28 protein-coding genes and 3 pseudogenes are annotated in these 25346 nt (G+C 73.5%); 17 read left to right on the forward strand and 14 right to left on the reverse strand.

Annotation, left to right across the window (positions count from 1 at the left end; translation table 11 throughout):
- The first annotated feature begins 130 nt into the window (after positions 1-130).
- The 3 genes from IEZ31_RS16295 to IEZ31_RS16305 are packed head-to-tail and all read left to right on the forward strand — an operon-like array spanning position 131 to position 2597.
- Positions 131-1009, forward strand: coding sequence for an ABC transporter substrate-binding protein (locus IEZ31_RS16295; protein WP_190250705.1), 879 nt, complete (start codon positions 131-133; stop codon positions 1007-1009).
- Entirely contained in the window at positions 1006-1854 is an 849-nt protein-coding gene (locus IEZ31_RS16300; RefSeq protein WP_190250706.1) for an amino acid ABC transporter permease, read from the forward strand. The genes IEZ31_RS16295 and IEZ31_RS16300 overlap by 4 nt, the downstream gene beginning before the upstream one ends.
- Entirely contained in the window at positions 1851-2597 is a 747-nt protein-coding gene (locus tag IEZ31_RS16305; RefSeq protein ID WP_190250707.1) for an amino acid ABC transporter ATP-binding protein, read from the forward strand. The genes IEZ31_RS16300 and IEZ31_RS16305 overlap by 4 nt, the downstream gene beginning before the upstream one ends.
- Here the strand turns inward: IEZ31_RS16305 and IEZ31_RS16310 are convergent.
- From IEZ31_RS16310 to IEZ31_RS16320, 3 genes and pseudogenes are all read right to left on the reverse strand, one after another.
- Positions 2575-3240 (reverse strand): DUF4232 domain-containing protein, encoded by a 666-nt coding sequence (locus IEZ31_RS16310; protein WP_190250708.1) that lies wholly within the window; start codon positions 3238-3240, stop codon positions 2575-2577. The genes IEZ31_RS16305 and IEZ31_RS16310 overlap by 23 nt on opposite strands.
- Entirely contained in the window at positions 3237-4757 is a 1521-nt protein-coding gene (locus IEZ31_RS16315) for an MDR family MFS transporter (protein ID WP_190250709.1), read from the reverse strand. The genes IEZ31_RS16310 and IEZ31_RS16315 overlap by 4 nt, the downstream gene beginning before the upstream one ends.
- 9 nt (positions 4758-4766) lie before the next feature.
- Positions 4767-5297, reverse strand: a pseudogene (locus IEZ31_RS16320) (aldo/keto reductase); the annotation flags it as partial.
- Here IEZ31_RS16320 and IEZ31_RS56630 point away from each other — a divergent pair.
- Both IEZ31_RS56630 and IEZ31_RS16325 read left to right on the forward strand, forming a co-directional pair.
- Positions 5202-5732 (forward strand): annotated as a pseudogene (locus IEZ31_RS56630) (M20/M25/M40 family metallo-hydrolase); the annotation flags it as partial. The pseudogenes IEZ31_RS16320 and IEZ31_RS56630 sit on opposite strands and share 96 nt — an antisense overlap.
- Positions 5733-5751: 19 nt before the next feature.
- Positions 5752-6795 carry a TetR/AcrR family transcriptional regulator gene (locus IEZ31_RS16325; protein WP_190250710.1) on the forward strand — a complete coding sequence of 348 codons (1044 nt, stop codon included), beginning with the start codon at positions 5752-5754 and terminating at the stop codon, positions 6793-6795.
- A 3-nt stretch (positions 6796-6798) separates the two neighbouring features.
- Here the strand turns inward: IEZ31_RS16325 and IEZ31_RS16330 are convergent, their stop codons facing one another.
- Positions 6799-7350 carry a helix-turn-helix domain-containing protein gene (locus tag IEZ31_RS16330; protein WP_229835192.1) on the reverse strand — a complete coding sequence of 184 codons (552 nt, stop codon included), beginning with the start codon at positions 7348-7350 and terminating at the stop codon, positions 6799-6801.
- A gap of 58 nt (positions 7351-7408) precedes the next feature.
- Between IEZ31_RS16330 and IEZ31_RS16335 the strand changes: the two genes are divergently transcribed.
- The gene (locus tag IEZ31_RS16335; RefSeq protein WP_190250712.1) at positions 7409-8326 is read left to right on the forward strand and encodes an NAD(P)/FAD-dependent oxidoreductase; all 918 of its coding nucleotides are present in this window, start codon (positions 7409-7411) and stop codon (positions 8324-8326) included.
- Positions 8327-8688: 362 nt separating this feature from the next.
- On the opposite strand, the gene IEZ31_RS16345 is transcribed toward IEZ31_RS16335, so the two are convergent.
- Positions 8689-9267: a TetR/AcrR family transcriptional regulator gene (locus tag IEZ31_RS16345; RefSeq protein WP_190250714.1), complete on the reverse strand. Its 579-nt coding sequence runs from the start codon at positions 9265-9267 to the stop codon at positions 8689-8691.
- Between the two features lie 38 nt (positions 9268-9305).
- Between IEZ31_RS16345 and IEZ31_RS16350 the strand changes: the two genes are divergently transcribed.
- Positions 9306-9464: a hypothetical protein gene (locus tag IEZ31_RS16350; RefSeq protein WP_190250715.1), complete on the forward strand. Its 159-nt coding sequence runs from the start codon at positions 9306-9308 to the stop codon at positions 9462-9464.
- The gene (locus IEZ31_RS16355) at positions 9461-10051 is read left to right on the forward strand and encodes a phosphatase PAP2 family protein (RefSeq protein ID WP_190250716.1); all 591 of its coding nucleotides are present in this window, start codon (positions 9461-9463) and stop codon (positions 10049-10051) included. The genes IEZ31_RS16350 and IEZ31_RS16355 overlap by 4 nt, the downstream gene beginning before the upstream one ends.
- Here the strand turns inward: IEZ31_RS16355 and IEZ31_RS16360 are convergent.
- A complete protein-coding gene (locus tag IEZ31_RS16360; RefSeq protein ID WP_190250717.1) occupies positions 10032-10373 on the reverse strand; it encodes a hypothetical protein in 342 nt (113 codons plus the stop codon). The two genes, IEZ31_RS16355 and IEZ31_RS16360, sit on opposite strands and share 20 nt — an antisense overlap.
- Before the next feature lie 19 nt (positions 10374-10392).
- Here IEZ31_RS16360 and ligD point away from each other — a divergent pair, with 19 nt between their 5' ends.
- The gene (ligD, locus tag IEZ31_RS16365; protein ID WP_190250718.1) at positions 10393-11343 is read left to right on the forward strand and encodes a non-homologous end-joining DNA ligase; all 951 of its coding nucleotides are present in this window, start codon (positions 10393-10395) and stop codon (positions 11341-11343) included.
- Complete coding sequence (locus tag IEZ31_RS16370) at positions 11340-11948, forward strand: GrpB family protein (protein WP_190250719.1); 609 nt, start codon at positions 11340-11342, stop codon at positions 11946-11948. Before ligD ends, IEZ31_RS16370 begins: the two co-directional genes overlap by 4 nt.
- A 75-nt stretch (positions 11949-12023) precedes the next feature.
- On the opposite strand, the gene IEZ31_RS16375 is transcribed toward IEZ31_RS16370, so the two are convergent.
- Positions 12024-12500 carry a Rieske (2Fe-2S) protein gene (locus IEZ31_RS16375; RefSeq protein WP_229835195.1) on the reverse strand — a complete coding sequence of 159 codons (477 nt, stop codon included), beginning with the start codon at positions 12498-12500 and terminating at the stop codon, positions 12024-12026.
- A 169-nt stretch (positions 12501-12669) separates the two neighbouring features.
- On the opposite strand from IEZ31_RS16375, the gene IEZ31_RS16380 reads away from it, so the two are divergent.
- Together IEZ31_RS16380 and IEZ31_RS16385 are read left to right on the forward strand one after the other, a co-directional pair.
- Positions 12670-13518 (forward strand): helix-turn-helix domain-containing protein, encoded by an 849-nt coding sequence (locus tag IEZ31_RS16380; protein ID WP_229835197.1) that lies wholly within the window; start codon positions 12670-12672, stop codon positions 13516-13518.
- A gap of 55 nt (positions 13519-13573) precedes the next feature.
- Positions 13574-14353: a dioxygenase family protein gene (locus IEZ31_RS16385; RefSeq protein WP_229835199.1), complete on the forward strand. Its 780-nt coding sequence runs from the start codon at positions 13574-13576 to the stop codon at positions 14351-14353.
- On the opposite strand, the gene IEZ31_RS16390 is transcribed toward IEZ31_RS16385, so the two are convergent.
- Together IEZ31_RS16390 and IEZ31_RS16395 are read right to left on the reverse strand one after the other, a co-directional pair.
- Positions 14354-14782, reverse strand: a complete 429-nt coding sequence (locus IEZ31_RS16390; protein ID WP_190250721.1) for a VOC family protein — start codon at positions 14780-14782, stop codon at positions 14354-14356.
- Positions 14779-15240: a helix-turn-helix transcriptional regulator gene (locus tag IEZ31_RS16395; RefSeq protein ID WP_229835201.1), complete on the reverse strand. Its 462-nt coding sequence runs from the start codon at positions 15238-15240 to the stop codon at positions 14779-14781. Before IEZ31_RS16395 ends, IEZ31_RS16390 begins: the two co-directional genes overlap by 4 nt.
- 98 nt (positions 15241-15338) lie before the next feature.
- On the opposite strand from IEZ31_RS16395, the gene IEZ31_RS16400 reads away from it, so the two are divergent.
- The gene (locus tag IEZ31_RS16400) at positions 15339-16187 is read left to right on the forward strand and encodes a polysaccharide deacetylase family protein (protein ID WP_229835207.1); all 849 of its coding nucleotides are present in this window, start codon (positions 15339-15341) and stop codon (positions 16185-16187) included.
- 114 nt (positions 16188-16301) lie between these two features.
- Here the strand turns inward: IEZ31_RS16400 and IEZ31_RS16405 are convergent, their stop codons facing one another.
- Positions 16302-16487 carry a metallophosphoesterase family protein gene (locus IEZ31_RS16405; RefSeq protein WP_190250722.1) on the reverse strand — a complete coding sequence of 62 codons (186 nt, stop codon included), beginning with the start codon at positions 16485-16487 and terminating at the stop codon, positions 16302-16304.
- Here IEZ31_RS16405 and fdh point away from each other — a divergent pair.
- The 3 genes and pseudogenes from fdh to nrfD all read left to right on the forward strand — a co-directional run.
- A pseudogene (fdh, locus tag IEZ31_RS16415) lies at positions 16486-19659 on the forward strand (formate dehydrogenase); the annotation flags it as partial. The gene IEZ31_RS16405 and the pseudogene fdh overlap by 2 nt on opposite strands.
- Before the next feature lie 2 nt (positions 19660-19661).
- Positions 19662-20435 carry a 4Fe-4S dicluster domain-containing protein gene (locus IEZ31_RS16420; RefSeq protein WP_190250724.1) on the forward strand — a complete coding sequence of 258 codons (774 nt, stop codon included), beginning with the start codon at positions 19662-19664 and terminating at the stop codon, positions 20433-20435.
- Positions 20432-21304 carry an NrfD/PsrC family molybdoenzyme membrane anchor subunit gene (nrfD, locus tag IEZ31_RS16425; protein ID WP_190250725.1) on the forward strand — a complete coding sequence of 291 codons (873 nt, stop codon included), beginning with the start codon at positions 20432-20434 and terminating at the stop codon, positions 21302-21304. The genes IEZ31_RS16420 and nrfD overlap by 4 nt, the downstream gene beginning before the upstream one ends.
- A 6-nt stretch (positions 21305-21310) precedes the next feature.
- On the opposite strand, the gene IEZ31_RS16430 is transcribed toward nrfD, so the two are convergent.
- The 4 genes from IEZ31_RS16430 to IEZ31_RS16445 form a co-directional block, all read right to left on the reverse strand.
- A complete protein-coding gene (locus tag IEZ31_RS16430) occupies positions 21311-21727 on the reverse strand; it encodes an RDD family protein (protein ID WP_190250726.1) in 417 nt (138 codons plus the stop codon).
- Positions 21728-21764: 37 nt separating this feature from the next.
- Complete coding sequence (locus tag IEZ31_RS16435; protein ID WP_190250727.1) at positions 21765-22172, reverse strand: DUF2752 domain-containing protein; 408 nt, start codon at positions 22170-22172, stop codon at positions 21765-21767.
- A 97-nt stretch (positions 22173-22269) separates the two neighbouring features.
- Positions 22270-23262: a selenide, water dikinase SelD gene (selD, locus tag IEZ31_RS16440; protein ID WP_190250728.1), complete on the reverse strand. Its 993-nt coding sequence runs from the start codon at positions 23260-23262 to the stop codon at positions 22270-22272.
- Between the two features lie 298 nt (positions 23263-23560).
- Complete coding sequence (locus IEZ31_RS16445) at positions 23561-24655, reverse strand: FAD-dependent monooxygenase (protein WP_190250729.1); 1095 nt, start codon at positions 24653-24655, stop codon at positions 23561-23563.
- A 77-nt stretch (positions 24656-24732) separates the two neighbouring features.
- On the opposite strand from IEZ31_RS16445, the gene IEZ31_RS16450 reads away from it, so the two are divergent.
- Entirely contained in the window at positions 24733-25326 is a 594-nt protein-coding gene (locus IEZ31_RS16450) for a TetR family transcriptional regulator (RefSeq protein ID WP_229835210.1), read from the forward strand.
- The last annotated feature ends 20 nt before the right edge of the window (positions 25327-25346 follow it).

The raw sequence follows: 25346 nt of genomic DNA on the forward strand, positions 1-25346 counted from the left end.
TCTTGCAGTTGTGGTGCCTCACAAACCCGGACAACCTCGGCGGGTCCGGGCACCACAACTGCAAGATCGGCGCGTGATGCGCGGCACGTGAGGACTATTCCCTACCGGCCAGGTGGGTACGATCGCCGCCATGCGTCCCGCGTCCCTCCTTCTCGCGGCCGGACTCACCTCCGTCCTGGCCGCCGTGGCCGGCTGCGCGCCGGCCGATGACGAACCGGCGGCCGCCGGCAGTTCGGCCGCCTCCGGCGGTGCGAGCTCCTGCTCGCCCGCGCAGCTCAAGACCCTCGCCGCGGGCAAGCTGACGGTCGGCACCGACGACCCCGTGTACCCGCCGTGGTTCGACGACAACAAGCCCGACAACGGCAAGGGGTTCGAGTCGGCCGTCGCCTACGCGGTGGCCGAGCAGCTCGGCTACACCAAGGACCAGGTGGTCTGGACCCGCGTCACGTTCAACAACGCGATCGCGCCGGGCAAGAAGTCGTACGACATCGACATCAACGAGTTCTCCATCACCGACGAGCGCAAGAAGGCCGTCGACTTCTCCTCGCCGTACTATGACGTCACGCAGACCGTCATCGCGCTGAAGTCCTCCAAGATCGCCGGCGCGAAGACGCTGGCCGACCTCAAGGGGGCCAAGCTGGGCGCGCAGGTCGGCACCACGAGCTACCGGTCGATCACCGAGGTCGTGAAGCCCGACGCCCAGCCGGCGGTGTTCAACAACAACGACGACGCCAAGAAGGCGCTGCAGAACGGCCAGATCGACGGGCTCGTCGTCGACCTGCCCACGGCGTTCTACATCACCGGCGCCGAGATCACCGACGCGGTGATCGTCGGGCAGCTGCCGCAGCCGTCGGGCACCCCGGAGCAGTTCGGCCTGGTCCTCGACAAGGGCTCGCCGCTGACCGGCTGCGTCAGCCAGGCCGTCGACGCGCTGCGCGCCGACGGCACGCTCAAGAAGCTGGAGCAGCAGTGGCTCTCGGCGACCCAGGGCGCCCCGACCCTCTCGTGAGCCTCCGGACAGCATCGCCGTTACAACTCGAGCGTGAGGCGTACCGCCGCCGGCAGACCTATCTGTCGGTGGCGGTCGCCGCCGTGTCCACGGCCGTCGCGGGTGTCCTGCTGTACTTCGTGATCACCGGCGCCCCGGGCTGGGACCGGGTCCGGGACAGCTTCTTCGACGTCGGCTCGGCCCGGGAGGCGTTCCCGGCGGTCGTGCGCGGCCTGTGGCTCAACGTGCAGCTGCTGCTCGCCTGCGCCGCCGGGGCCGTGCTGCTGGGGCTCGCCATCGCGACCATGCGCACGCTGCGCGCCCCGGTGTTCTTTCCGCTGCGGGCGTTCGCGAGCGGGTACACCTACACCTTCCGCGGCCTGCCGCTCGTCATCACCATCTACCTGTTCGCGTTCGGGGTGCCGGGGCTGCGGCTGTCCGGCACGCCGTCGGTGCTGGTCCTCGGCGGGATCGCCCTGGTGCTGACCTACGGCGCCTACATCGCCGAGGTGTTCCGGGCCGGGATCGAGTCGGTCCACCCGTCGCAGCGGGCCGCCGCGCGGTCGCTGGGGCTCACGTACCGCCAGACGATGCGCCACGTCGTGCTCCCGCAGGCGGTGCGCCGGGTCGCTCCGCCGCTGCTCAACGACCTGGTCGCGATGCAGAAGGACGTGGGCCTGATCTCGCTGGCCGGGCCGATCGACGCGATCCGCGCCGCCCAGATCGAGACGTCGATCTCCTACAACTACACCCCGTACGTGGTCGCCGGCGTGCTGTTCGTGCTGCTGGCGATCCCCGTCATCGCCGTGACCGACTGGGTCACGCTCCGGGCGGCCCGCCGCCAGTCGGGAGACCTGGGACTGTGAGCACCGTCCTGTCGATCACGGACCTGCACAAGGTGTTCGGCGCCCGGCCGGTGCTGCGCGGGGTCTCGCTCGACGTGGCCGAGCACGAGGTGGTCGCGCTCATCGGCTCCAGCGGCTCGGGCAAGTCGACGCTGCTGCGCTGCGTCAACCTCCTCGAACCGCTCGACGACGGCACGATCCACCTCGACGGCGAGGACATCACCGACCCGCGGGTCAACCCGGACAAGGTCCGCCAGCGCATCGGCATCGTGTTCCAGGCGTTCAACCTGTTCCCGCACATGTCGGTGCTGGACAACGTGACGCTGGCGCCGCGCCGCGTGCACGGCCTGCCGGCGGCCGAGGCCCGCGACAAGGCGATGGCGCTGCTGGACCGGGTCGGGCTGGCGTCGCGGGCCGGGGACTACCCGGACCGGCTCTCCGGCGGCCAACAGCAGCGGGTCGCGATCGTCCGCGCGCTGGTCAACGCACCGCGGCTGCTGCTGCTCGACGAGGTGACCTCGGCCCTGGACCCGGAGCTGGTCGGCGAGGTCCTGTCGCTGATCCGCGACCTCAAGGCCGACGGCATGACGATGCTGCTCGCGACGCACGAGATGGGCTTCGCCCGGCAGGTCGCCGACCGGGTCGCGTTCCTCGACGGCGGCGTGCTGGTCGAGCAGGGCCCGCCGGCGCAGGTGCTCGGCGAGCCGCGCGAGCCCCGCACCCGGCAGTTCCTGCAGCGCATCATCGAGGCTGGCCGGCTCTGATCCAGTGGCTCACCCGCAGCCGGGCCGTGTTGCCGGTGTCGTAGGGGCCGTGCTCGGTGAGCAGCTGCGGCGCCCGGCCCGGGCCGGGCACGACCTCCAGGTAGGTGCCCATGGTGGCGGTCGTGTAGTCGGTGAGGGTGTTGCGCCACAGCACCATCGCGGCCGCCGACTCGCCCGGCGCCAGGACGATCTCGGGCGCGGGCCCCTGATACTGGTCGGGCAGCGCCGGCGCGCCATCGGCGTTGACGGTGATGTCGAACGGCTTGCGCTCGGCGTCGAGGAGCCGGACCGCCGGTTCGCCGCGCACACGGTACTGGCTGGAGCCGCAGTTCGTCAGCCGGATGCCGAGCGCGCGGAGACCCATCGCCGCGTCGAACCCGCCGACGGTGACCGACAGCCCGGCCACGCACGTCGGCTGGGGCGTGCCCGGGAAGACCGACGGCGACCGCGACGGGGCCGGGTGCGACAGGACCGTGGCGTGCGGCGCCGGCGGGAGCCGGCCGTCCTCCGGGGCGGTGATGCCGCTGCCGGACTCCTCGTCGCCCTCGCGGCGGGTGCCGCACCCGGCGAGCACGAGCAGGGCCAGCGCCAACGCCAGGGCGCGCCGCATCCGGCCGGCAGCCGTGCCGTGTGGCGCGCTCACTCGGCCGGCAGCTGTTCGGTGCGGCGGGGCATGAGCAGCAGCGCGGCGACGGCGAACACGCCGACGACGGCCAGCCCGATGAACACGTGGTGGGTCGCCGCGTACAGGCTGGAGCGCACGTAGTCGGCGACGGCGCCGGTCGCGTGCCCGGCCCGCAGCACCAGGCTCGTCGCGTCGCTGCCCCCGGTGAGCTCCGGCCGGATGTCCGGCGGCGCGTCGGCGAAGCGCCGCTCCAGGGTGGTGTTCGCGATCGCGCCGAACACGGCCGCCCCGACCGCGCTGCCGATCGACCGGCTGAACATGTTGGTGGCGGTGACCACGCCGCGGCGCTCCCAGCCGACCACGGACTGCACCGCGACCAGCGTCGGGCTGGAGGTGAACCCGAGCCCGACGCCGATGACGAAGCACGCGACGGCGACCATGCCGATCGAGGTGTGCCGCCCCAGCAGCGCGCACATGACGGTGCCGGCCACGATGACCACGGACCCGAGCAGCGCCGTGTTGCGGAAGCCGATGCGCAGGTAGATGTGCCCGGACAGGGTGGCCGCGATCGGCCAGCCGAGCGTCATCGCCGCCAGGACGAACCCGGCGACGACGGCGCTGGCGCCGAGCACCCCCTGGGCGAAGTTCGGCACGTACGAGCTGAGCCCGATGAGCAGCCCGCCGACGATGACGGAGGCGAGGTTGCCACCGACGAGGGTGCGGTGCCGGAACACCCACAGCGGCAGCACCGGCTCGGCGACCCGCCGCTCGACGAGCACGAACGCGGCGATGAGCAGCGCGCCGGCGGCGAACACCGCGATGCTCGGCGCCGACGCCCAGGCCCAGGTGACGCCACCCTCCAGGGTGCCGAGGATGAGCAGGCTGCACCCGCTGACCAGCAGGCCCGCGCCGAGGTAGTCGACGCGGTGGCGGCGCCGCTCGACCCGCTCCTTGAGGTGCCGGGCCAGCATCCAGGCGGCGGCGAGCCCGAGCGGGAGGTTGACGAAGAAGATCCAGCGCCAGGAGAGGTACTCCGAGAAGACGCCGCCGAGGGTCGGCCCGATGACCGACGACACGCCCCACACCCCGGCGACGTAGCCCTGCACCCGGGCCCGCTCCTCCACGGTGTACAGGTCGCCGATGATCGTCATGCTCATCGGCTGGATCGCGCCCGCGCCGATGCCCTGCACGGCCCGCGCGATGATCAGCGTCAGCATGCTCCAGGCCGCGCCGCACAGGACCGAGCCGGCGAGGAACACGGCGATGCCGAAGAACATCACCGGCCGCCGGCCGAGCATGTCGGCCAGCTTGCCGTACAGCGGCGTCGTCACCGCCGCCGTGAGCAGGTAGACGGAGAAGAGCCAGGGAAAGTGCGCGAAGCCGCCGAGGTCCCGCACGACCGACGGCACGGCGGTCGCGATGATCGTGCTGTCGAGCGCGACGAGCCCGGTCGTCAGCATCACCGAGGCCAGGACCGGCCCGCGCTCCGACCGCAGACCGACGCGCCGCTCCGCCGCGACAGGGGCTTGGGTCATGCTGACACCTTACGTCTGAGGTTTCCGTCCGCGGGGTCCGTGTCCTGCCGCGGGCCGGACCGCCAGGTTCTCCTCCAGGTGCCGCATCGACGACGTGCCGGGGATGGGCAGCATCACCGGCGAGCGGTCGAGCAGCCAGGCCAGCGCGGCCGCCTTGTCCCCCGCCGGCGCGACCGGGCGCCACGGGATGAACGCGATGCCGTGGCGCTCGCAGTACTCCAGGACGTCCTCGGAGGCGCGGTCGCTCATGTTGTACCGGTTCTGCACGCTCGCGATCGGCACGATCGCCTGCGCGGCGCGCAGTTGCTCGACGGTGACCTCGGACAGCCCGACCCGCCGGACCTTGCCCTCGTCCCGCAGCCGGCGCAGCGCCCCGACCTGGTCCTCGAGCGGCACCGTCGCGTCGACGCGGTGCAGCTGGTACAGCTCGATCGTCTCGACCCGCAGGCGGCGCAGGCTCAGCTCGGCCTGCTGGCGCAGGTACTCGGGCCGGCCCAGGTCGAACCACTCGCCCCCGACGCAGATCCGGCCGCCCTTGGTGGCGACGACGAGATCGTCCGGGTACGGGTGCAGCGCCTCGGCGAGCAACTCCTCGGCCTGGAGCGCCGCACGATCCCCGGCGAGGACGCCGCCACCGTCGAGCGGGAGCTGCGGGCCGTCCTCGACGCGACCACCGAGCACGGCTACGACCTGGCGATCACCTTCGAACGGCAGCCGTTCCGGGCCGGCGACTCGGCGACCCGGGCCGCCCTGCGGGCCGCGGCCACCGACCACCTCGGCCGGCCGCCGACCGAGCGCGGCGAGCCGTTCTGGACCGACTGCGCGCTGCTCGAGGCGACCGGCGTCCCCGCGGTGCTGTTCGGCGTCGACGGCGGCGGCGCCCACGCCGCCACCGAGTGGGTGACCCTCGACTCGCTGCACCGGGTGACCGCGATCCTGACCGACACCATCCGAATGTTCACATCATCTGGATGATGGCGGTATCCTGCCCGGCGTGCCCCGTCTCAGCCGCACCGACATGCAGGAACGCAACCGCGCCCGGATCGTCGACGCCGCCCGCCTCGAGTTCGCCGAACGCGGCTACCGCGAGGCCCGCATCGACGCCATCGCCGACCGCGCCGAGCTCACCCGCGGCGCGGTCTACTCCAACTTCCCCGGCAAGCGCGCCCTGTACTTCGAGGTCCTCGCCGTCGACGCCGCCACCGTCGCGCCCCCCGACCGCACGAGCGCGGCCACGGTCCGCGACGCCCTCGGCAACCTGGCCCGCGAGTGGGCCGCCCGCCTGCCCATGGCCACCCGCACCGACGCCTCCCTGCTCGGCCTCGAACTCATGGCCGAGGTCGCCGCCGACCAGCTGACCCGCCTGCCGTTCGCGCAGCTCAAGCTCCTCGACGCGATCGTGCTCGGGCTCGCCCTCGAACACCTCGAAGACCTCCCCGTCAGCCGGGTCCGCCTCGCCCAGGCCGCCCTGACCCTGCTGCACGGCACCGCACAGCTCGCCGCCGCCGCACCCGGCTTCGGCGACCCCTTCGACACCGTCCGCGCCTGCCAGGCCCTCGCCGACCTCGACCTCGACCACGCCAACCGCCGCCGCGTGCACCTCGACCCCGCGCCCGCCCACCGGCCCGACCCGGCACCCCGCTGGTGGCTGCCCGCCGCCGACGACCACCTCGGCACCGGGCCGCTCGCCCCGCACGACGGCATCGTCGCCGTCCTCGGCCTGCACCGCCTCGCCAACATCGAGGACGCGCTGCGCGCCGGCCACGAGACGACCCTCGCCGTGGTCACCGACCAGCCCGCCGAGCTGGCACCGCTCGCCCGGCTGTCGCTGGCCGAGCTGCGCAACCACCTGCGCGCCGCGGTACCGCCGGACCACTGGCCCGCCCTGCACGTCGTCGTCGACGACAAGGGCGTCCTCGCCCGCGGCGCCGGCATCGACACGGTCACCGACGTCACCGAGACGGCCCTGCGCGTGCGGGACGGCCGGATCGTCGCCCGGGCCGACGGCTGGGGCGCCTGCGGATCGATCGCCGGCTGACGCTCAGCGCTTCGGGCGCGCCCGCACGTGCATCCGCTCCCCCTGCGGCCCGAACAGGCTCAGCACCTCCGTCGTCCCCGGCCCCGGATTGCCGAACCAGTGCGGCACCTGCGTGTCGAACTCCGCCACCTCGCCCTCCCCCAGCACGACGTCGTGCTGCCCGAGCACCAGCCGCAGCCGCCCGGCCAGCACGTACAGCCACTCGTACCCCTCGTGCACCTTCGGCGCCGGATCGCAGCCCGGCGTCCCCGGCGGATACACCAGCTTGAACGCCTGCACCCCGCCCGGACGCCGGCTCAGCGGCACATACGTCACCCCGCCCCGCACCATCGGCCGCGCATGCACCCGCGGATCCCCCGTCGGCGGCGCCCCGACCAGGTCGTCCAGCGTCACCCGGTGCACCCGCGCCAGCGGCAGCAGCAGCTCCAGCGTCGGCTTGCGCTGCCCCAGCTCCAGCCGCGACAGCGTGCTCACCGAGATCCCCGTCTCCGCCGACAGCTCCGCGAGCGTCGCCTCCCCGCGCAGCGCCCGCAGCCGCGCCCCCACCTGGTCCATTTCGCCATTCTGGCAAGAACCTTTGCCGCTCGGCCACCCACGTGCGCACAGTCGGCGTATGAGACATGACGTGGTCATCATCGGCGCCGGCGCGGCCGGCCTCAGCGGGGCGCTGACCCTGGCCCGCGCCCGCCGCAACCCTCTGGTCATCGACGCCGGCCAGCCGCGCAACGCCCCCGCGGGCGGTGTGCACAATTACCTGGGCCGCGAGGGCACCCCGCCCGGCGAGCTGCTGTCGATCGGCCGTTCCGAGATCCAACGGTACGGCGGGAGCTTCCTGTCCGGCACCGTCACCGACGCGCACCGGCTGGACGACGGCGCCTTCCGCCTCACGCTGGACGACGGGCACGCGGTGGAGGCGCGCCGCCTGCTGGTGACGACCGGCCTGGTCGACGAGATGCCCGCCATCCCCGGCGTCGCCGAACGGTGGGGCCGCACGGTGCTGCACTGCCCGTACTGCCACGGCTGGGAGGTCCGCGACCAGCCGATCGGCGTCGTCGCCAGCAGCCCGCTGGCCGTCCACGGCGCGCTCATGTGGCGCCAGTGGACCCCGGACGTGACGCTGTTCCTGCACGAGCGCCCGCTCCCGGAGCCGTCCGAGCTGGCACAACTGGACGCGCGCCGTGTCCGGATCGTCGAGGGCCGGGTCGCCGCGGTGGAGGACGAGGGCGTGCGCCTGGCCTCGGGCGAGCTGGTCCCCCGCGCCGCGGTGGTCGTCCAGTCCCGGATGACGGCCCGGGCCGCGTTCCTGGAGTCGCTGGGCCTGAAGCCGACGCCGATGGAGCTCGGGGGCGAGGTGATCGGCACGTACATCGCCGCCGACCCGATGGGCGCCACCGACGTGCCCGGCGTCTGGGCGGCCGGCAACGTGTCCGACCTGATGGCGCAGGTGATCGTGGCTGCGGGCGCCGGCTTGAAGGCGGCCGCCGCCATCAACGCCGACCTGGTCCAGTCCGAGTCGGCGCCGGCTTCCTAGACCGCACGGTTGGCTTCCCGCGCCGCAACGTTCGGCGCGGGAAGGCCCTGCCGATCCCGGACGTCAACGCGGCTTTGTTCGCTCACGTCTCCGACGTTCATGCCGCCTTGTTCACTTACGTCGCCGACGCTGACGCCGCTTTGTTCGCTCACGTCTTCGACCTCGACGCCGGCTGTGCTGCTGTCGGCGCCCGGCTGGCCAGTGGCGCCCGCCGCACCGCGTTCGGCATCCTAGGAAACTAGGTCATCGCCCTCGGCAGGAACAACGCCGCACGGACAACGCCGCACGGGGGCCATCGCTCGTGCAGCAAACGCTCAGAAACGGCAACAACGAATGCGCGAGTGCGCGGCGCGGCGAGACCGTCAGCCGGCCCGCAGCAGGACGTGTGCGGCGCGCTTCGCGGACGCCGCCGCGGTCCGGTCCCCGTGGTGGTCGGCCACCGTCGTCGCGCCCGCGACCAGCATCAGCAGCTGGCGGCCCGTCTCCGCCGGGTCCGCCACCCCGGCCCGCGCGGCGATGCCGGTCAGCAGCTCCAGGCGGCGGTCCAGGTGGCGGGCCGCGACCGCTCGCGGCGGGTCCTCGTGGTGCTGGGCGGCCGCGTTCAGGATCGCGCAGCCCCGGAAGCCCGGCTCCGCATGCCAGCCACCCAGCGCGTCGAACACCGCGTCGAGCTGCTCGAACGGGTCGTCGCCGGCCGCCTCGGCCGCGGCGCGCAGCCAGGCCGTCACCCGGTCGCTGCGCCGCTCCAGCACCGCCCGGACCAGGCCCTCCTTCGAGCCGAAGTGCCGGTACAGCGTCTCCTTCGACGCCCCCACCGCCTGGCACAGCTCGGCCACGCCGATGCCGTCGAGGCCCCGCTCGTAGAACAGCCCGGTCGCCTTGGTCAGGATGTCGGCCCTGGTCCGCTCGGGATCGAGCGCTGCGCCCTTCGCCACCGGCATGGCCCATATAGTACCGAACGGTTCGATCACCTGCTACCGTGACGCGATCGAACCGGTCGGTGGCGGCGTACGGCGGCAACCCGCGGCTGGAGCACGTCACGCTCGACGCCGACCACGCGCTCTCGGGCCGGCGGGTCGCGCTCATCCGCACGGTGGCGGCGTTCCTCGACCGGGCGCTCGGTACCATCCGTCGATGATCGTCGACACGGGGAAGCCGGCGGAGCACCGCGTCGCGCGGGCCGTCACCGAGGCGTTCGCACCCGCGGTGTGGGCCGCCGCCATGCCGGTCGTCGTCGGCCTGCACGCCGGCGCGCCCTGGTGGGGCCTCGTCACGGTGCTGTTCACGGCCGCCGTGCCGTACGGCGTGATCTGGCTCGGCGTCCGGCGCGGCCGGCTGACCGACCACCACATCGGCAAGCGCGAGCAGCGCCGGGCGCCGCTCGCGATCGGGCTCGCGTCCGTGCTCGCCGGCCTCGGCCTGCTCGTCGTCGCGGACGCGCCCGGCGAGCTCGTCGCGATGGTCGTCGTGATGCTGCTGGTGCTGCTCGGCACGACGCTGGTCAACCTGCGGTGGAAGCTGTCGGCGCACACCGCCGTCTCGGCGGGCGCGGTGACCGCGCTGACCGTCCTCTTCGGACCGTTGCTCGCCGCGGGCGCGCTCCTCGTCGCCGTCATCGGCTGGTCCCGGGTGCGGCTCGGCGACCACACGGCCGCTCAGACGGTCGCCGGGGCCGTGCTCGGCGCGGCGATCGCGGCGGCGGTGTTCATGCCGCTGGCGCGTTGAGCCGCTCGGCGACCTGCGCCGCGGCCTCCGGGCGCAGCTCCCGCGACCACCCCTCGCCGGTCCAGTCCGCGTCGGCGGTGCCGTCGACCAGCTCGGCGTGGCTGAGCAGGACCACCGCGCCGTCGGCGAGCACGGTGCCGGCCGCGACGCCGTCGGCCTCGGTCCGCCAGTACTTCGAGCCGTCCTTCACCACCAGCGCGGTCCGCGGGTCGCAGCCGGAGAGGTGTGCGACGTCGTGCGTGGTGATGGTGACGCCAGCGGGCATGGTGGTTCGCTCCTCACGGGGGTGGCCGGGCTCCACGATCGTAGAGAGTCCGATCACGCGGCGGTACGGTGGCACGGTGAGCACGTCCGAGGAGCGCGACGGGGTCGCCCTCACCAACCTGGACCAGCCGCTGTTCGAGGGGGCCGGTGCGACGAAGCGCGACCTGGTCGACTACCTCGACGCGGTCCACGAGCGCCTGATCCGGGTGCTGCACGACCGGCCGCTGTCGGTCGTGCGGATCATGCGGGGGCAGGACGCATTCATGCAGAAGAATGTCCCGAAGTACACGCCGGACTGGGTGCGCACCGTGCGGATGTGGGCCGAGTCCTCCCAGCGCGAGGTGGCCTACGCGCTGTGCAACGACCGCCGGACACTGCTCTGGTTCGGCAACCAGCGGTCGGTGGAGTACCACCCGACCCTGGTGCGCACCCCGGACTGGACGCACACCACGCACCTCGTGCTCGACCTGGACCCGCCGGAGGGGGACTCCTTCGGCACCGCCGTCGCCGCCGCGCGGCTGGTGCGCGCCGTGCTCACCGAGGCCGGCCTGGAGGGCGCGGTGAAGACCAGCGGCGCCAAGGGCCTGCACGTGTTCGTGCCGATCGACGGCCACTGGGCGGTCGACGACGTGGCCGCGGCGACCCGGGCGGTCGCGGCGCGGGCCGAGCGGCTCGACCCGGCGCTGGCCACGACCGCGTTCATCCGCGAGGACCGGCACGGCAAGGTGTTCCTCGACCCGACGCGGGCCGGCGGGGCGACGGTCGTCGCCGCGTACAGCCCGCGCCTGCGCCCCGGCGTCCCCGTCTCGTTCCCGCTGGCCTGGGACGCGCTCGACGACGTGCGGCCGGCCGACTTCACCGTCCACACCGCGCCGGCGCTGCTCGGCGCGGCCGACCCGTGGGACGAGCGGATGCCGGCGCCGCAGCGCCTCCCCGACGACCTCGTCGCCGAGGGCCGCACCATCCCGATCCCCCGCGTCCAGGCGATGCACGAGGGCCGGCGGCGCAAGCGGGCGGCGCAGTCGTGACCCCGGTCGTCCTCGCCGCCCCCGAGGACTCCTGGCCGCGCCGGGCCGCCGAGGTCGCCGCCGGGCTGCGCGCGGCGCTCGGCCCGCTCGCCCTGCGCGTCGAGCACATCGGCAGCACGGCGATCCCCGGGATGGCCGCGAAGCCGGTGTACGACCTGCAGGTCAGCGTGGCGGACCTGGACGCGGCCGCCGCCGCGTTCGACCCGCCCCTGGCCCGGCTGGGCTTCACGCGCCGGCCGTACGAGCACGACCACGTGCCGGCCGGGCGGACCGACTTTCCCGACGCGTGGCGCAAGCGGTACTGGAACCGCGGCGGCGCCGAGCCGGTCAACCTGCACGTCCGGCTGGCCGGCTCGCCGAACGAGCGGCTGGCCCTGCTGTTCCGCGACTGGTTCCGCGCGCACCCGGCGGCGGTGCCCGCGTACGGCGCGTTCAAGACCGCGCTCGCCGACGCCGTGGACGACGCCGACACCTACACCGACGTCAAGGACCCGGTCGTCGACCTCGTCGTCGTCGCCGCCGAGGAGTGGGCGTCCACCACCGGCTGGTCAGCGTCACCAGCGAGCCCGGCGCCAGCGAGACCGGCGCCGGCGTCACCGGCCTGACCCGGCGGTCGCCGCGCCCCGGCGGCGGGGCGCCGTGGCCGTCGGTCAATGCCCGCCACCCGCCGATCGGCACCGTCAGGCGCGCAGGATCCGCCCGTCGCGCACCTGCACGGGGATCTCGGTCAGTCCGCGGGTGGCCGGGCCGCTCAGCCGGGCGCCGTCCTTGATCGCGAACGTCGAGTTGTGCGCCGGGCAGGTCGCCACGCCCTGCTCCGGCGCCGTGACCTTGACGCCCTTGTGCGGGCAGGCCGCGTCGTACGCCTTGAAGACGCCCGTCTCCGGCTGCACCACGAGCACGCCGTCGACGACGGTGCCGCCGCCGACGGGCACGGCCGAGACGTCGGCGAGCGCCGCCGCCGCGGGCGCCGTCGAAGCGCCCGAAGCAGCGCCCGAAGCGGCGCCCGAAGCGGCGCCCGCGGGAGCGTCCGAAGCAGGGGGCGACGATGGCGGGGTGGCCGCCGGGGCCGACGAACACGCCGTCAGGAATCCGGTCGCGCCGAGGCCGGCGAGCAGCGCGCGGCGGCTCGGGCACCACATCGGTCGATCGTCCACAGTGTCCTCCGTTGCCGAAGTCGGGGGAACCGAGCATGCGGACGGCCGCGCCGCCGCCGCAACGAAACCGGCCGGTAACCGGGCCCGGCCGCGTGCCGCCGGTGAAAGTTCCGCATTGACCGGCGTGCATGTCCGCCATACTGTAAGGAAACTTAACGGAAGGTGTCCAGTGTTCCCCCGCCACGAGTTGGAGGTGCCCGACCCCGCGCCGCTGCCGTTCGCGATCGGGTCGTTCGACTGGTTCGGGCCGATGGCGCGCGCCGCGTTCCCGCACCGGCACGCGTTCCACGAGATCGTGTACCTCACCCGCGGCACCGGCGTGCACGTGGTCGACCTCGAGGCGCACCCGCTGCGCCCGCCGCAGCTGTTCGTCGTGCGGCCCGGGCAGGTGCACCACTGGCAGGACGCCGGCGGCGTGGACGGGTGGGTGCTCGTGTTCACCGACGACGCCTACCCCGACGCCGCCCGCACGCTGCCCGGGCCGGCCGTCCTGCGGCCCGGCCCCGCGCAGGCCCGCCGGTTCGAGGCGCTGCTCGCCACGATGACCGAGGAGTACCACCTGCGCCCGGCCGGGTTCGCCGAGGTGCTCCCCGCCCTGCTGCACGTGCTCGTCCTGCAGGCCCGCCGGCTCGACGGCGCCGATGCGGGCTCCAGGGGTACCACCGCGGCGGCAAGGATCGCCGAGGACTTCGGCCGGCTGCTGGCCCGTCCCGTCCTCGCCGACGCAACCGTCCAGGCGTTCGCCGCCCGCCTGGGGGTGTCGACCAGCCACCTCACCGAGGCCGTGAAGGCGTCGACCGGCGAGCCGCCCGGCCGGCTGATCCGCCGCGCGCAGGCCCTGGAGGCCCGGCGGCTGCTCGCCCGCACCTCGCTGACCGTCGCGCAGGTGGCCCGCGCGGTCGGCTTCGCGGATCCGGCGTACTTCTGCCGCTTCTTCCGCCGCGAGGTGGGCGTGACGCCGGGCCGGTACCGCGGAAAACACCATGACGGCGGCGTTGCGTCCATCGACCGGGACTGATGACGGGCCGTACGGTCGGCGTCCGGGAGACCCCCGCAGTCCTATTGGAGGCCGCATGACCCCGCAGCCGCACGGCTTCACCCGCAAGCAACTGCTCCGCGCCGCGCTCGTCGCGGCACCGGCGCCGCTGCTGCTCGCCGCCGTTCCCGCCGCGTCGTCGGTACCGCTGCATCCGACGCCGATGTGCGACGATGGCGACGACGAGACGCCACCCCAGATCGAGGGCCCGTACTTCAAGCCCAACTCCCCGCTGCGCACGGCGATCGCGACCGGCCTGCCGGGCACGGCCCTCACGGTCAGCGGTTACGTCTTCGGTACCGCGTGCCAGCCCATCGCCGGCGCCCTGCTGGACTTCTGGCAGGCCGACACCAACGGCGCCTACGACAACGTGGGCTTCCGGCTGCGCGGCCACCAGTTCACCGACGCGACCGGCGCCTACCGGCTCACGACGATCGTCCCGGGCCTGTACCCCGGGCGCACGCGGCACATCCACGTGAAGGTCCAGGCGCCGAACCGGCCGATCCTGACCACGCAGCTGTACTTCCCGGGCGAGCCGCGCAACTCGACCGACACGCTGTACGACCCGCGGCTGCTCATGACCGTCCGCCCGGGCCAGGCGTCGTTCGACTTCGTCCTGGACGTGCCGGGCGTACCGCCGACGACGCCCCCGTCGACACCGCCGTCGACGCCCGGGGGTACCTGGGCGCCCGGGGTCGCGTATGCGGTGGGCGCGCAGGTCACCTACGGCGGGGTCGCCTACCGGTGCCTGCAGGCCCACACGTCGATGACCGGCTGGGAGCCGCCGAACGTCCCCGCGCTCTGGCAGCGGAGCTGACTACTTGAAGTCGTCCGGGGTGAAGTCACGGGGCTCGACGAGCACCAGCCAGTTGCCGGTGTTGTCGCGCATCACGGCCTCCACCCCGTACGGCCGCTCGGCCGGCTCCTGCAGGAACGTCACGCCCTTGGCGCTGAGCTCCTCGAAGGTCTTGCGGCAGTCGTCGACGCTCAGGCCGAGGCCGCCCATCGACCCCTTCTCCAGCTGGCGGCGCACGAACGCGGCCGCGTCCTCGTCGAGCGGCGGGCCGGGCGTCATGAGGGTCACCTCCAGCTCGGGCTGGCTGGGGTGACGCAGGGTCACCCAGCGGAAGCCCTCACCCATGGTGACGTCGGTGCCGGGGGCGAAGCCGAGCACGTCGACGTAGAAGTCGCGGGTGGCGTCCTGGTCGAGGCAGTACACGGTGACGAGCGAGATGTTGGTAATCACGGGCCTGAGGTTACGGTCCGTGTTCCGCTCGGCGCTTCTCCAGAATTGCTTTCCGGTGTTCGCAGCACCCCGCACATGAACAGCCAGCAGCCCGGGACGTGCGCGGTGCCCTTCTGGGCCCAGCGGTCGCGATACGCCACCGGGCTCTCCCCCACCAGCCGGGTGAACCGGGTCGAGAACGACCCGAGGCTGGTGAAGCCGACCAGCATGCAGATCTCGGTGACCGTCAGGTTGGCCGAGCGCAGCAGGTCCTGCGCCCGCTCGATCCGGCGGCGGGTCAGATAGCGCATCGGCGTCTCGCCGTAGGTCGCCTCGAAGCAGCGCACGAAGTGGTACTTCGAAACCGCCGCCACCGCGGCAACCTGGTCGAGGTCCAGTTGCGTCTGGTAGTTGCGGTCGATGTGGTCGCGGGCCCGCCGCAGGTGCGCGAGCAGCGCCACGGGCACCTGCCTGGTCACCCCGCCACTCTACGACCGCCACGGACCGTCGCGGAGTTTCACTTCCGGGTGGACCTCCGCTAGCGTGGCCCGGCGGATCGACGAAAGGGTGTTGCCCAGTGACCCGACGCCAGACCCGCCAGACCGCGGCCGGGCTGCTGGTCGTGGCCGTGCTGGTACTGCTCGGTGCGTCCGGCCGCCACGACGGTGGGCCTGCCACCAGCCGGTCGGCGATGCCGTCGGCGGCCGCGCAGCCGTCGCCGGAGCCGTCCGCCGCGCCGCCGAGCCCGTCACCGACCGTGGCGGCGCCGCCGTCGACGGCGGGCGGGGTCGCGCCCGGCCCCGGCAAGGGCGTGGCCGGCTCGCTCACCCACACGGGCACCCAGGCGGTGGCGCTGACCTTCGACGACGGCCCCGACCCGGTGAACACCCCGCGGATCCTGCAGGTGCTGCGGGAGCACCACGTGAAGGCGACGTTCTGCATGGTCGGCTTCCGCGTCCGCGACCACCCGGAGCTGGTGCGCCAGATCGCCGCCGACGGTCACACGCTGTGCAACCACTCGTGGCAGCACCTGCTGAACCTGGCCAAGCGGGAGCCCGGGTACATCGACTGGGACCTCAGGCACACCAACGACATGATCCACGCGGCGGTCGGCCCGGACGTGCCGGTGCGGTACTTCCGGGCCCCGGGCGGCAACTTCACGCCGGAGCTGGTCGCCAAGGCGAAGTCGCTCGGCATGGAGTCGATCTACTGGGACGTCGACCCGCAGGACTGGAACCACAAGCCGGACGCCAACGCCCAGGCGCACATCGCCCGGGTCGTGCGCGACGTCCAGCGCCACGTCCGCCCGGGCTCGATCGTGCTGTCGCACGACAACGGCCAGCCCGACACGATCGTCGTCTACCAGCGCCTGCTGCCGTGGCTGACCCAGCGCTTCGCCCTGGAGCCGCTCCCCTGCGCGACCTAGTCCCTCGTCTACGCCCGCGCTCTGCTGGCCGGCGCCGCACCCGGCCGCCCATGATCCATGGAGACTTCTGGCTGCCATGGCGACCAGAACTCTCCATGGATCATGAATCCGGGCTCAACGCCGCGGTGTTGCCGGCAGCTCGTCGAGCAGCGACGCCGTCATCCAGTCGCCGGCGTGCACCACGAGGTCGGCGGCCGACACCAGCGGCCACAGCACCGGCGGGAACGTGGAGCGCGGGGCGTGGGTGTCCGACAGCAGCACCAGGCGCGCGGCGAACCAGCCTAGTAGAGTCTGGGCCATGGAGTGGCTGCGGCGCTGGCCGGTCTACCGGCAGCTGACCGGCGCCGACCCGACCGGGCGCGGCGAGGCGGTGCGGTCGGCGCGGACCGACGCGCTGGTCGCGCGCACGGTGCAGGCCGACTCCGTGGCCCGGTCGGTGTGCCCCTACTGCGCCGTCGGGTGCGGGCAGCAGGTCTTCGTCAAGGATGGCAAGGTCACCCAGATCGAGGGAGACCCCGACAGCCCGATCTCGCGCGGGCGGCTGTGCCCCAAGGGCTCGGCCAGCAAGAGCCTGGTGACCAGCCCGCTGCGGCAGACGAAAGTGCGGTATCGGCGACCGTATGCCACCGAGTGGGAGGACCTGGACCTCGACGTCGCCCTCGACATGATCGCCGATCGGGTGGTCGAGGCCCGGGAGGAGACCTGGGAGCAGCGCGACGACGAGGGGCGGCCGCTCAACCGCACGCTCGGCATCGCCAGCCTGGGTGGGGCGACCCTCGACAACGAGGAAAACTACCTCATCAAGAAGCTGTTCACGGCGGTCGGCGCCCTGCAGATCGAGAACCAGGCGCGCATTTGACACTCCGCCACCGTCCCCGGTCTGGGGACCAGCTTCGGTCGCGGCGGCGCCACGGGGTTCCAGCAGGACCTGGCGAACGCTGACTGCATCGTGATCCAGGGCTCGAACATGGCCGAGGCGCACCCGGTCGGCTTCCAGTGGGTGATGGAGGCCAAGCAGCGGGGTGCGACGGTCATTCACGTCGACCCCCGGTTCACCCGCACCAGCGCCGCCGCCGACATGTTCGTGCCGATCCGGGCCGGGTCGGACATCGCGTTCCTCGGCGGTGTGGTCAACCACATCCTGAGCAACGAGCTCGACTTCCGCGAGTACGTCGTCGCGTACACGAACGCGGCCACGATCGTGGGCGAGGACTTCCGCGACACCGAGGACCTCGACGGGCTGTTCTCCGGCTTCGACCCGCAGACGGGCGCCTACGACTCGACGAGCTGGCAGTACGCGGGGCACGACAGCGGCGAGCACACGCACGCGCACCGGGAGACCGCGGCGGCGATGCAGCACGAGTCGCACGGCCCGCCGATCCCGGCGCGGACCGAGCGGGACGAGACCCTGCGGCACCCCCGGTGCGTGTACCAGATCCTGAGGCGGCACTTCGCGCGGTACACCCCGGAAATGGTCGAAGCGACCTGCGGCGTCCCGCAGGAGCAGTTCGCCCGGGTGTGCGAGGCGTGGACGCGCAACTCGGGCCGCGAGCGCACGACCGCGCTGGTGTACTCGGTGGGCTGGACGCAGCACTCGGTCGGGGTGCAGTACATCCGGACCGGCGCGATCATCCAGCTCCTGCTCGGCAACATGGGCCGGCCCGGGGGCGGCATCATGGCCCTGCGCGGCCACGCCAGCATCCAGGGCTCGACCGACATCCCGACGCTGTTCAACCTGCTGCCGGGGTACCTGCCGATGCCGCACCACGAGCAGCACGAGACGTTCGGCCAGTGGGTCGACGCGATCCGCCACCCCGGGCAGAAGGGCTTCTGGGGCGGCGCGAAGGCGTTCGCGGTGAGCCTGCTCAAGGCGTACTTCGGGGACGCCGCGACCGCGGACAACGACTGGTGCTACGGCCACCTGCCCCGGCTGACCGGCGACCACGGCACCTACCGGACCGTGCTGGACATGATCGACGGGAAGGTCAAGGGCTACTTCCTGCTCGGGCAGAACCCGGCCGTCGGCTCGGCGCACGGCCGGGCGCAGCGGCTCGGCATGGCCAAGCTCGACTGGCTCGTCGTCCGCGACCTCTACATGATCGAGTCGGCGACGTTCTGGAAGGACTCCCCCGAGGTCGAGTCCGGCGAGATCGTGCCCGAGGAGTGCGCGACCGAGGTGTTCTTCCTGCCCGCCGCCTCCCACGTGGAGAAGGAGGGCACGTTCACGCAGACCCAGCGGCTGCTGCAGTGGCGGGAGAAGGCCGTCGACCCGCCGGGTGACTGCCGCTCCGAGCTGTGGTTCTTCTACCACCTCGGCCGCCTCGTCAAGCAGCGCCTCGCCGGGTCGACCGATCCGAAGCACCAGGCCGTGCACGACCTGGCCTGGGACTATCCTGTCGAAGGCGCCCACGACGAGCCTTCCGCATCGGCGGTACTGCGGGAGATCAACGGCTTCGACGTGGCCACCGGCGACCCGATGCCCGGCTTCACCGCCCTCAAGGACGACGGGTCCACCGCCTGCGGCTGCTGGATCTACTCCGGGGTGTACGCCGACGGGGTGAACCAGGCGGCCCGCCGCAAGCCCCGCACGGAGCAGAGCAGCGTCGCGCCCGAGTGGGGCTGGGCCTGGCCGGCGAACCGCCGGATGCTGTACAACCGCGCCTCGGCCGACCCCGAGGGCCGCCCCTGGAGCGAACGCAAGCGGTACGTCTACTGGGACCCGGAGCGGGGCGAGTGGACCGGCCCGGACGTGCCGGACTTCGAGCGGACGAAGCCGCCGTCGTACCGGCCGCCGGACGGCGCCAGCGGCCCGGCCGCGATCGCCGGGGACGACCCGTTCATCATGCAGGGCGACGGGAAGGGGTGGCTGTTCGTGCCGAGCGGGCTGGTCGACGGGCCGCTGCCGGCCCACTATGAGCCGGCCGAGTCGCCGGTCGCCAACCCGCTGTACCGGCAGCAGGCGAACCCGGCCCGCAAGCAGTACCGGCGGCCCGACAACCCGGTGCACCCGGTCGGGAGCGGCGTCTTCCCGTACGTCTTCACCACCAGCCGCCTCACCGAGCACCACACCGCCGGCGGGATGAGCCGCACCCTCGACTACCTGGCCGAGCTGCAGCCGGCGATGTTCGTCGAGGTGTCCCCGGCGCTGGCCGCCGAGCGGGGCCTGGAGCACCTCGGCTGGGCCCACGTCGTCACCGGCCGGGCCTGCGTCGAGGCCCGGGTGCTGGTCACCGAGCGGCTGCGCCCCCTGCGGGTCGAGGGCCGCCCGGTGCACCAGGTGTGGCTGCCGTACCACTGGGGCGGCTCCGGCCTGACCACCGGCGACTCGGCGAACGACCTCATCGGCGTCACCCTCGACCCCAACGTGCTGATCCAGGAGAGCAAGGTGGGCACCTGCGACATCCGGCCGGGCCGGCGCCCCCGCGGCGCGGCCGTGCGGGCCCTGGTCGAGGACTACGTGCGGCGGGCCGGGCAATGACCTCACAACCCGTGGAGCGCGTCGGCTTCTTCACCGACACCAGCGTCTGCATCGGCTGCAAGGCGTGCGAGGTCGCCTGCAAGGAGTGGAACGCGATCCCGGCCGACGGCCTCGACCTGCTCGGCATGTCGTTCGACAACACCGGCCAGCTCGACGCCAACTCGTGGCGGCACGTCGCGTTCATCGAGCAGCCGACCTCCGCGCCGGACGGCGGGATGCGCTGGCTGATGGCCTCCGACGTGTGCAAGCACTGCACGCACGCGGCCTGCCTCGACGTGTGCCCGACCGGTTCGCTGCTGCGCACCGAGTTCGACACCGTCGTCGTGCAGGCCGACATCTGCAACGGCTGCGGCTACTGCGTGAGCGCCTGCCCGTACGGTGTGATCGCCCGCCGCGAGGGCGACGGCCGCGTCTGGAAGTGCACGATGTGCTACGACCGGCTCGGCGCGGACCTGCGCCCGGCCTGCGCGACCGCGTGCCCGACCGAGTCGATCCAGTTCGGGCCGCTCGACGAGCTGCGCGAGCGGGCCGCGGCCCGGCTCGAGGCGCTCGATGACCCGCGGGCCCGCCTCTACGGCCACGACCCCGACGACGGCGTGGGCGGGCAGGGCGCGTTCTTCCTGCTGCTCGACGAGCCCGAGGTGTACGGCCTGCCGCCCGCCCCGGTCGCCACCACGCGCGACCTGCCGGACATGTGGAAGCACGCGGGCCTGGCCGCGCTCACCATGGCGGCGGCCGTCGTGGTGTCGTTCCTGGGAAGGCGCCGATGACCTCGTACTACGGAAGGCCGATCCTCAAGGCGCCCGTCTGGAAGCACGACATCCCGGCGTACCTCTTCACCGGCGGGCTGGCGGCCGGCAGCGCCCTGCTCGCGGCCGGCGCCGACCTGACCGGCCGCCCGGTGACCCGGCGCGCGGCGCGGGCGGCCGCCGTCGCCGCGCTCGGCGCCAGCACGTACTTCCTCATCAACGACCTGGGCCGCCCCGAGCGGTTCCACCACATGCTGCGGGTGGCCAAGCCGACCTCGCCGATGTCGGTCGGCACCTGGCTGCTCAGCGCGTTCGGCGGCGCCGCCGGCCTGGCCGCGACCGCCGAGCTGCGCCCGCGCAGCCGGTTCGTGCGCGGCGCCGGCCGGGCCGCCGGGCTCGGCGCCGCCGCGCTCGCGCCGGGCCTGGCCACCTACACGGCGGTCCTGGTCGCCGACACGGCGGTGCCGTCGTGGCACGAGCCCTACCGCGAGCTGCCGTTCGCGTTCGCCGGCAGCGCCCTCGCCAGCGGGGCCGCCGTCGGCCTTATCGCCGCCCCGGTGCGGGAGGGCGGCCCGGCCCGGGCGATGGCCGTGGCCGGCGCGGCCCTGGAGGTCGCCGTCACGCACCGGATCGAGACCGGGCACGGCCTGCTCAGCGAGCCGTTCCGCACCGGCCGGGCGGGCCGGCTGCTGCGGGCGGCCCGGGCCCTGAACCTGGCCGGGGCGGCGGGGGCGCTGCTCGGCCGGCGCAGCCGGGTGCTGTCGGCGCTGTCGGGGGCGGCGCTGCTGGCCGGCTCGCTCGCCACCCGCTTCGGCATCTTCGAGGCCGGGGTCGAGTCCACGAAGGACCCGCGGTACGTGGTGGAGCCGCAGCGCGACCCCACCACGTGACCGGCGTCAGGCCTTGACGACCAGCGAGCCGACGATCTTGTCGGCGATGGTCTGCCGCTTCTGGTCCCACAGCGGGAACAGGTAGCCGATGAGGCAGATGATGCTGTCGACGATGTGCGCGAGGTCGCGCACGAAGGCGCCGCCGGCGCCGAGCGGCTGGCCGGTCTGCTCCTTGCTCAGCCGCAGGCCGAGCGCCTTCTTGCCGATGCTGGCGCCCTGGCCGCCGAGGATCCAGCGGTTGTAGACCGTCCAGGCGAAGGCGAGCAGGACGCAGATCCAGTAGATCGCGCCCATGCCCTCCATCGTGGCGTCGGCGTTCACCTTGGGCCCGTCGATGGCGTAGCCGATGCCGCTGAGAATCGCGGCGGGGATGATGTCGACGATGTACGCGCCGACACGCTGTCCCCAGTTGGCGTAGTTCATGCTGCTCCTTGCGAAGGGGGTGATTGCTCCGTGCGCGTTACACGAAGCCGAAGCGGTGCAGCTGGAAAACCCAGCTCGCGGCGGCGGCCGCGAGCATGGCCAGTTCCGTCCGCCGCCGGGCCCGGGGGGACCAGGGCACCGGCGGGGCGAGCACGCCGGCCCGCCGCAGGACGGCGAGTGGCACCGTCACCACGGTGAGCACGGCGAGGCCGACGATCGCCGGGTTGGCGGCGAGCGAGTCACCGACGCGGCCGTGCACGAGGTCCACGGCCGCGGTCGTCAGCCCGCAGCCCGGACACGGCACGCCGGTCAGCCACCGCAGCGGGCACGGCACCCCGAGCCCGGTGTGCGCGGTGAACCCGGGCCAGAGCGCGGCCGCGGCCGCGACGCCGGCCCCGAAGCCACCGAGGCGCTCCGGAACGGAGTACTCCCTGCCCACCCGCATCCCCAGTTGATCAGCCGGACGGATTGGTGATCATATGGGCCGGAGAAGGGCGGCGCGGATCGTCCGATCAGATCGATATCGATGACGCCCGGACGGGTCAGCGGACCCGGAGGGTCACCCCGTCGCCGGGCACGAGCTCGCCGATGACCGGGTGGCCGGGCAGCTCGCCGGCGACCAGCAGCCCGCCCGACGTCTGCGCGTCGGCGAGCAGCAGCAGCTCGTCCTCGCCGACCGCCCCGCCGTCGAGGTGCGGGCGGACCCAGTCGAGGTTGCGGCGGGTGCCGCCGCTGACGAACCCGTCGCGCAGGGCCTCGCGGGCGCCGTCGAGATACGGCACGGCCGCGTGGTCGACCACCGCGGTCACCCCGCTGGCCCGGGCCAGCTTGTGCAGGTGCCCGAGCAGCCCGAACCCGGTGACGTCGGTGGCGCAGACGACGCCCTCGGCGAGCGCTTGCTCCGACGCGGCCCGGTTCAGCCGCGTCATGGCGGCGACGGCCTGCGGGAAGACCTCGCCGGTGGCCTTGTGCCGGCTGTTGAGCACGCCGATGCCGAGCGGCTTGGTGAGGGTGAGCGGCACCCCGGCCACCCCGCGGTCGTTGCGCAGCAGCCGGTCGGGGTCGGCGAGCCCGGTGACCGCCATGCCGTACTTCGGCTCGGGGTCGTCGACGGAGTGCCCGCCCGCGACGTGACAGCCCGCCTCCCGGGCGACGTCGAGGCCGCCCGCCAGCACGGTGGCGGCCAGCTCCATCGGCAGCACGTCCCGCGGCCAGGCCAGCAGGTTGACGGCCACGACGGGCCGCCCGCCCATCGCGTACACATCGGACAGCGCGTTGGCGGCCGCGATCCGCCCCCAGTCGTAGGGGTCGTCGACGACGGGCGTGAAGAAGTCGGCGGTGGCCACGACGGCGGTGCCGCCCTCGATCCGCACCACGGCGGCGTCGTCCCCGTCGTCGAGCCCGACGAGCAGCTCCCCCGGCCCGACCGGCGCCGCGCCGCCGACGAGCCCGCCGACGACGGCCTCGAGCTCCCCGGGCGGGATCTTGCAGGCACACCCGCCCCCGTGCGCGTATCCGGTCAGCCGCCCGATCACGCCCTCAGCCTACCCACACCCCGGCACCGCACCCAGCCGCGTCCGCACAGGCGTCGGTCGATCTACCCTCATGTCGATCTCGAATCCCGAGGGTAGATAGACCAACGTCTACAGAAGACGAGCGCGGACACCGCACCGACCCGCCAGACAGCGCCGCCGACGACCCTGGGCGGCCGCCCCACCCACACACCCACATACGTTGGTCGATCTACCCTCGCATCGCGAGATCGAACTGAGGGTAGATCGACCAACGTCTGTGGAAAACCCGGGCCGCCAGCGCCGCGGCGCGGCCGGGCGGTCAGGCGGCGCGCAGCAGCGTGCGGGCGGCCGCGTTGCGGGCCGCGATGCCCAGCCGCGTCTTCGGGATGAGCAGCGTCGCCGCCCGGCCCGCGTGCCGCTGGCGCGGGCCGGTCAGCGCGCGGTGCGTCGCCTCGTACCGGCGCAGGGCCGTCTCGACGGACGACGACGAGGCCAGCGCCGACGCCAGCGCGAACGCGCCCGCCATCGCCAGGCTCGAACCCTCGCCGAACAGCGAGACGCAGGAGGCGGCGTCGCCGAGCAGCGTGACCCGGCCCGAGGACCAGGTCGGCATGCGCACCCGGCTCACGGCGTCGAAGTACAGCTCGTCCGTCGCCGAAACCTGCTCCAGCAGCGCCGGGACGCGCCAGCCGGCGCCCGCGTAGGCCTTCCGCAGCAGCATGCGGTGCTGGGCGGCGTCGCGGTGGTCGAAGTCCGGCACCTCCGGGGCGCGGTAGATGAACGCGGCCAGGGAGCGCTCGCGGGACGGGTGCAGCGAGGCCAGCCGGCCCGGCTCGTTGTAGAGCAGCACGTCCGGGTCCTCGTCGCCGACGACCGGCAGGGTGCCCACGTAGACGCCCAGGTGCTCGACGCGCACCGCCGACGCCGGGAACGCCAGGCGGCGGACCTGCGAGTGCAGGCCGTCCGCGCCGACCACCAGGTCGAAGCGCCGGGCCGGGGCGCGGTCGAAGGTCACGTCCACGCCGCCCGCGTCCTGCGTGAGGGACGTGACGGTGTCGTCGAAGCGGAACTCGGCGTGGTCGCGCGCCGCCTCGTACAGCACCCGGGCCAGGTCCGCCCGCGGGATCTCCACGTCGTCCGGATTGCGGCTCATGGGGAGGCGGGCGAGCGTGCGGCCGGCGGCGTCGACGGCCCGCATCGCGGTGGCCCGCGTCGCCAGCGAGCGCAACTGCGGCAGCACGCCCATCGCCGTGGCCACCGGCTGCGCGGGGCCGCGCACGTCGACCGGGTTGCCGCTGGAGCGGGTGCCCTGCGCGCGCTCGACGACCGTCGGGCGCAAGCCGTGGCGGGCCAGCCAGTAGGCGAGGGTCGGACCGGCCACGCCGGCCCCGGAGATGAGCACCGTCTGGGTCATGTCCCGACGATAGCTGCACTCAGTGCAGAATTGCAACGAGTGCAGGCTCACACCGAATGCGGTTATCATTCGGTACCGTGACACTGCGCGAACGCAAGCGGGAGCGGACCCGGCAGGCGGTCGTCGACGCCGCGGTCGAGCTGTTCGAGCGGGACGGCTACGAGCGGACGACCGTCGCCGACATCGCCGCGGCGGCCGAGATCGGCACGCGGACCTTCTTCAGCTACTTCCCGACGAAGGAGGACGTGCTCTTCCCGGAGGGCGACGCCCGCATCGCCGCGGCCGTGCACGCGATCGCCACCCGGGCGCCGCACGAGGGGCCGGCCGAGGTGCTGCTGCGGGCGCTGCGGATCGTCGGGGCGGACAGCGACGACCTGACCAGCCGGCTCGCCGCCCTGCGACTCAGGTTCATCATGGAGGTGCCCTCGGTACGCGGGCATGCGCTGCAGGTGCAGGCGGACGCCCAGTTGCAGATCGCGACGCACCTGGCGGCGGCGTTCCCCGACCGGCTCGACCCGGTGACGGCCGCCGCGCTCACCGGCGCGTTCGTCGGGGCGGTCACCGCGGCGCTGCAGATGCTGCTCAAGGACGGTCACCCCGGGGACCCGGCCGAGCTGCAGCGGACCGTCGAACGCGCGACCGAGGTCGCGCTGGCCCCCTGGAGGTCATGACATCCGTCATGGGGGTGCGG

The sequence above is a fragment of the Dactylosporangium sucinum genome, from assembly GCF_014647515.1.
GTDB classification, from domain to species: Bacteria; Actinomycetota; Actinomycetes; order Mycobacteriales; family Micromonosporaceae; genus Dactylosporangium; species Dactylosporangium sucinum.

Coding starts and splice junctions, on each gene's coding strand:
- IEZ31_RS16295 (WP_190250705.1), top strand. CDS start 131: ATGCGTCCCGCGTCCCTCCTTCTCGCGGCCGGACTCACCTCCGTCCTG.
- IEZ31_RS16315 (WP_190250709.1), bottom strand. CDS start 4,757: ATGACCCAAGCCCCTGTCGCGGCGGAGCGGCGCGTCGGTCTGCGGTCG.
- IEZ31_RS16330 (WP_229835192.1), bottom strand. CDS start 7,350: ATGGACCAGGTGGGGGCGCGGCTGCGGGCGCTGCGCGGGGAGGCGACG.
- IEZ31_RS16335 (WP_190250712.1), top strand. CDS start 7,409: ATGAGACATGACGTGGTCATCATCGGCGCCGGCGCGGCCGGCCTCAGC.
- IEZ31_RS16345 (WP_190250714.1), bottom strand. CDS start 9,267: ATGCCGGTGGCGAAGGGCGCAGCGCTCGATCCCGAGCGGACCAGGGCC.
- IEZ31_RS16355 (WP_190250716.1), top strand. CDS start 9,461: ATGATCGTCGACACGGGGAAGCCGGCGGAGCACCGCGTCGCGCGGGCC.
- IEZ31_RS16385 (WP_229835199.1), top strand. CDS start 13,574: ATGACCCCGCAGCCGCACGGCTTCACCCGCAAGCAACTGCTCCGCGCC.
- IEZ31_RS16405 (WP_190250722.1), bottom strand. CDS start 16,487: ATGGCCCAGACTCTACTAGGCTGGTTCGCCGCGCGCCTGGTGCTGCTG.
- IEZ31_RS16420 (WP_190250724.1), top strand. CDS start 19,662: ATGACCTCACAACCCGTGGAGCGCGTCGGCTTCTTCACCGACACCAGC.
- nrfD (WP_190250725.1), top strand. CDS start 20,432: ATGACCTCGTACTACGGAAGGCCGATCCTCAAGGCGCCCGTCTGGAAG.
- IEZ31_RS16430 (WP_190250726.1), bottom strand. CDS start 21,727: ATGAACTACGCCAACTGGGGACAGCGTGTCGGCGCGTACATCGTCGAC.
- IEZ31_RS16435 (WP_190250727.1), bottom strand. CDS start 22,172: ATGCGGGTGGGCAGGGAGTACTCCGTTCCGGAGCGCCTCGGTGGCTTC.
- IEZ31_RS16445 (WP_190250729.1), bottom strand. CDS start 24,655: ATGACCCAGACGGTGCTCATCTCCGGGGCCGGCGTGGCCGGTCCGACC.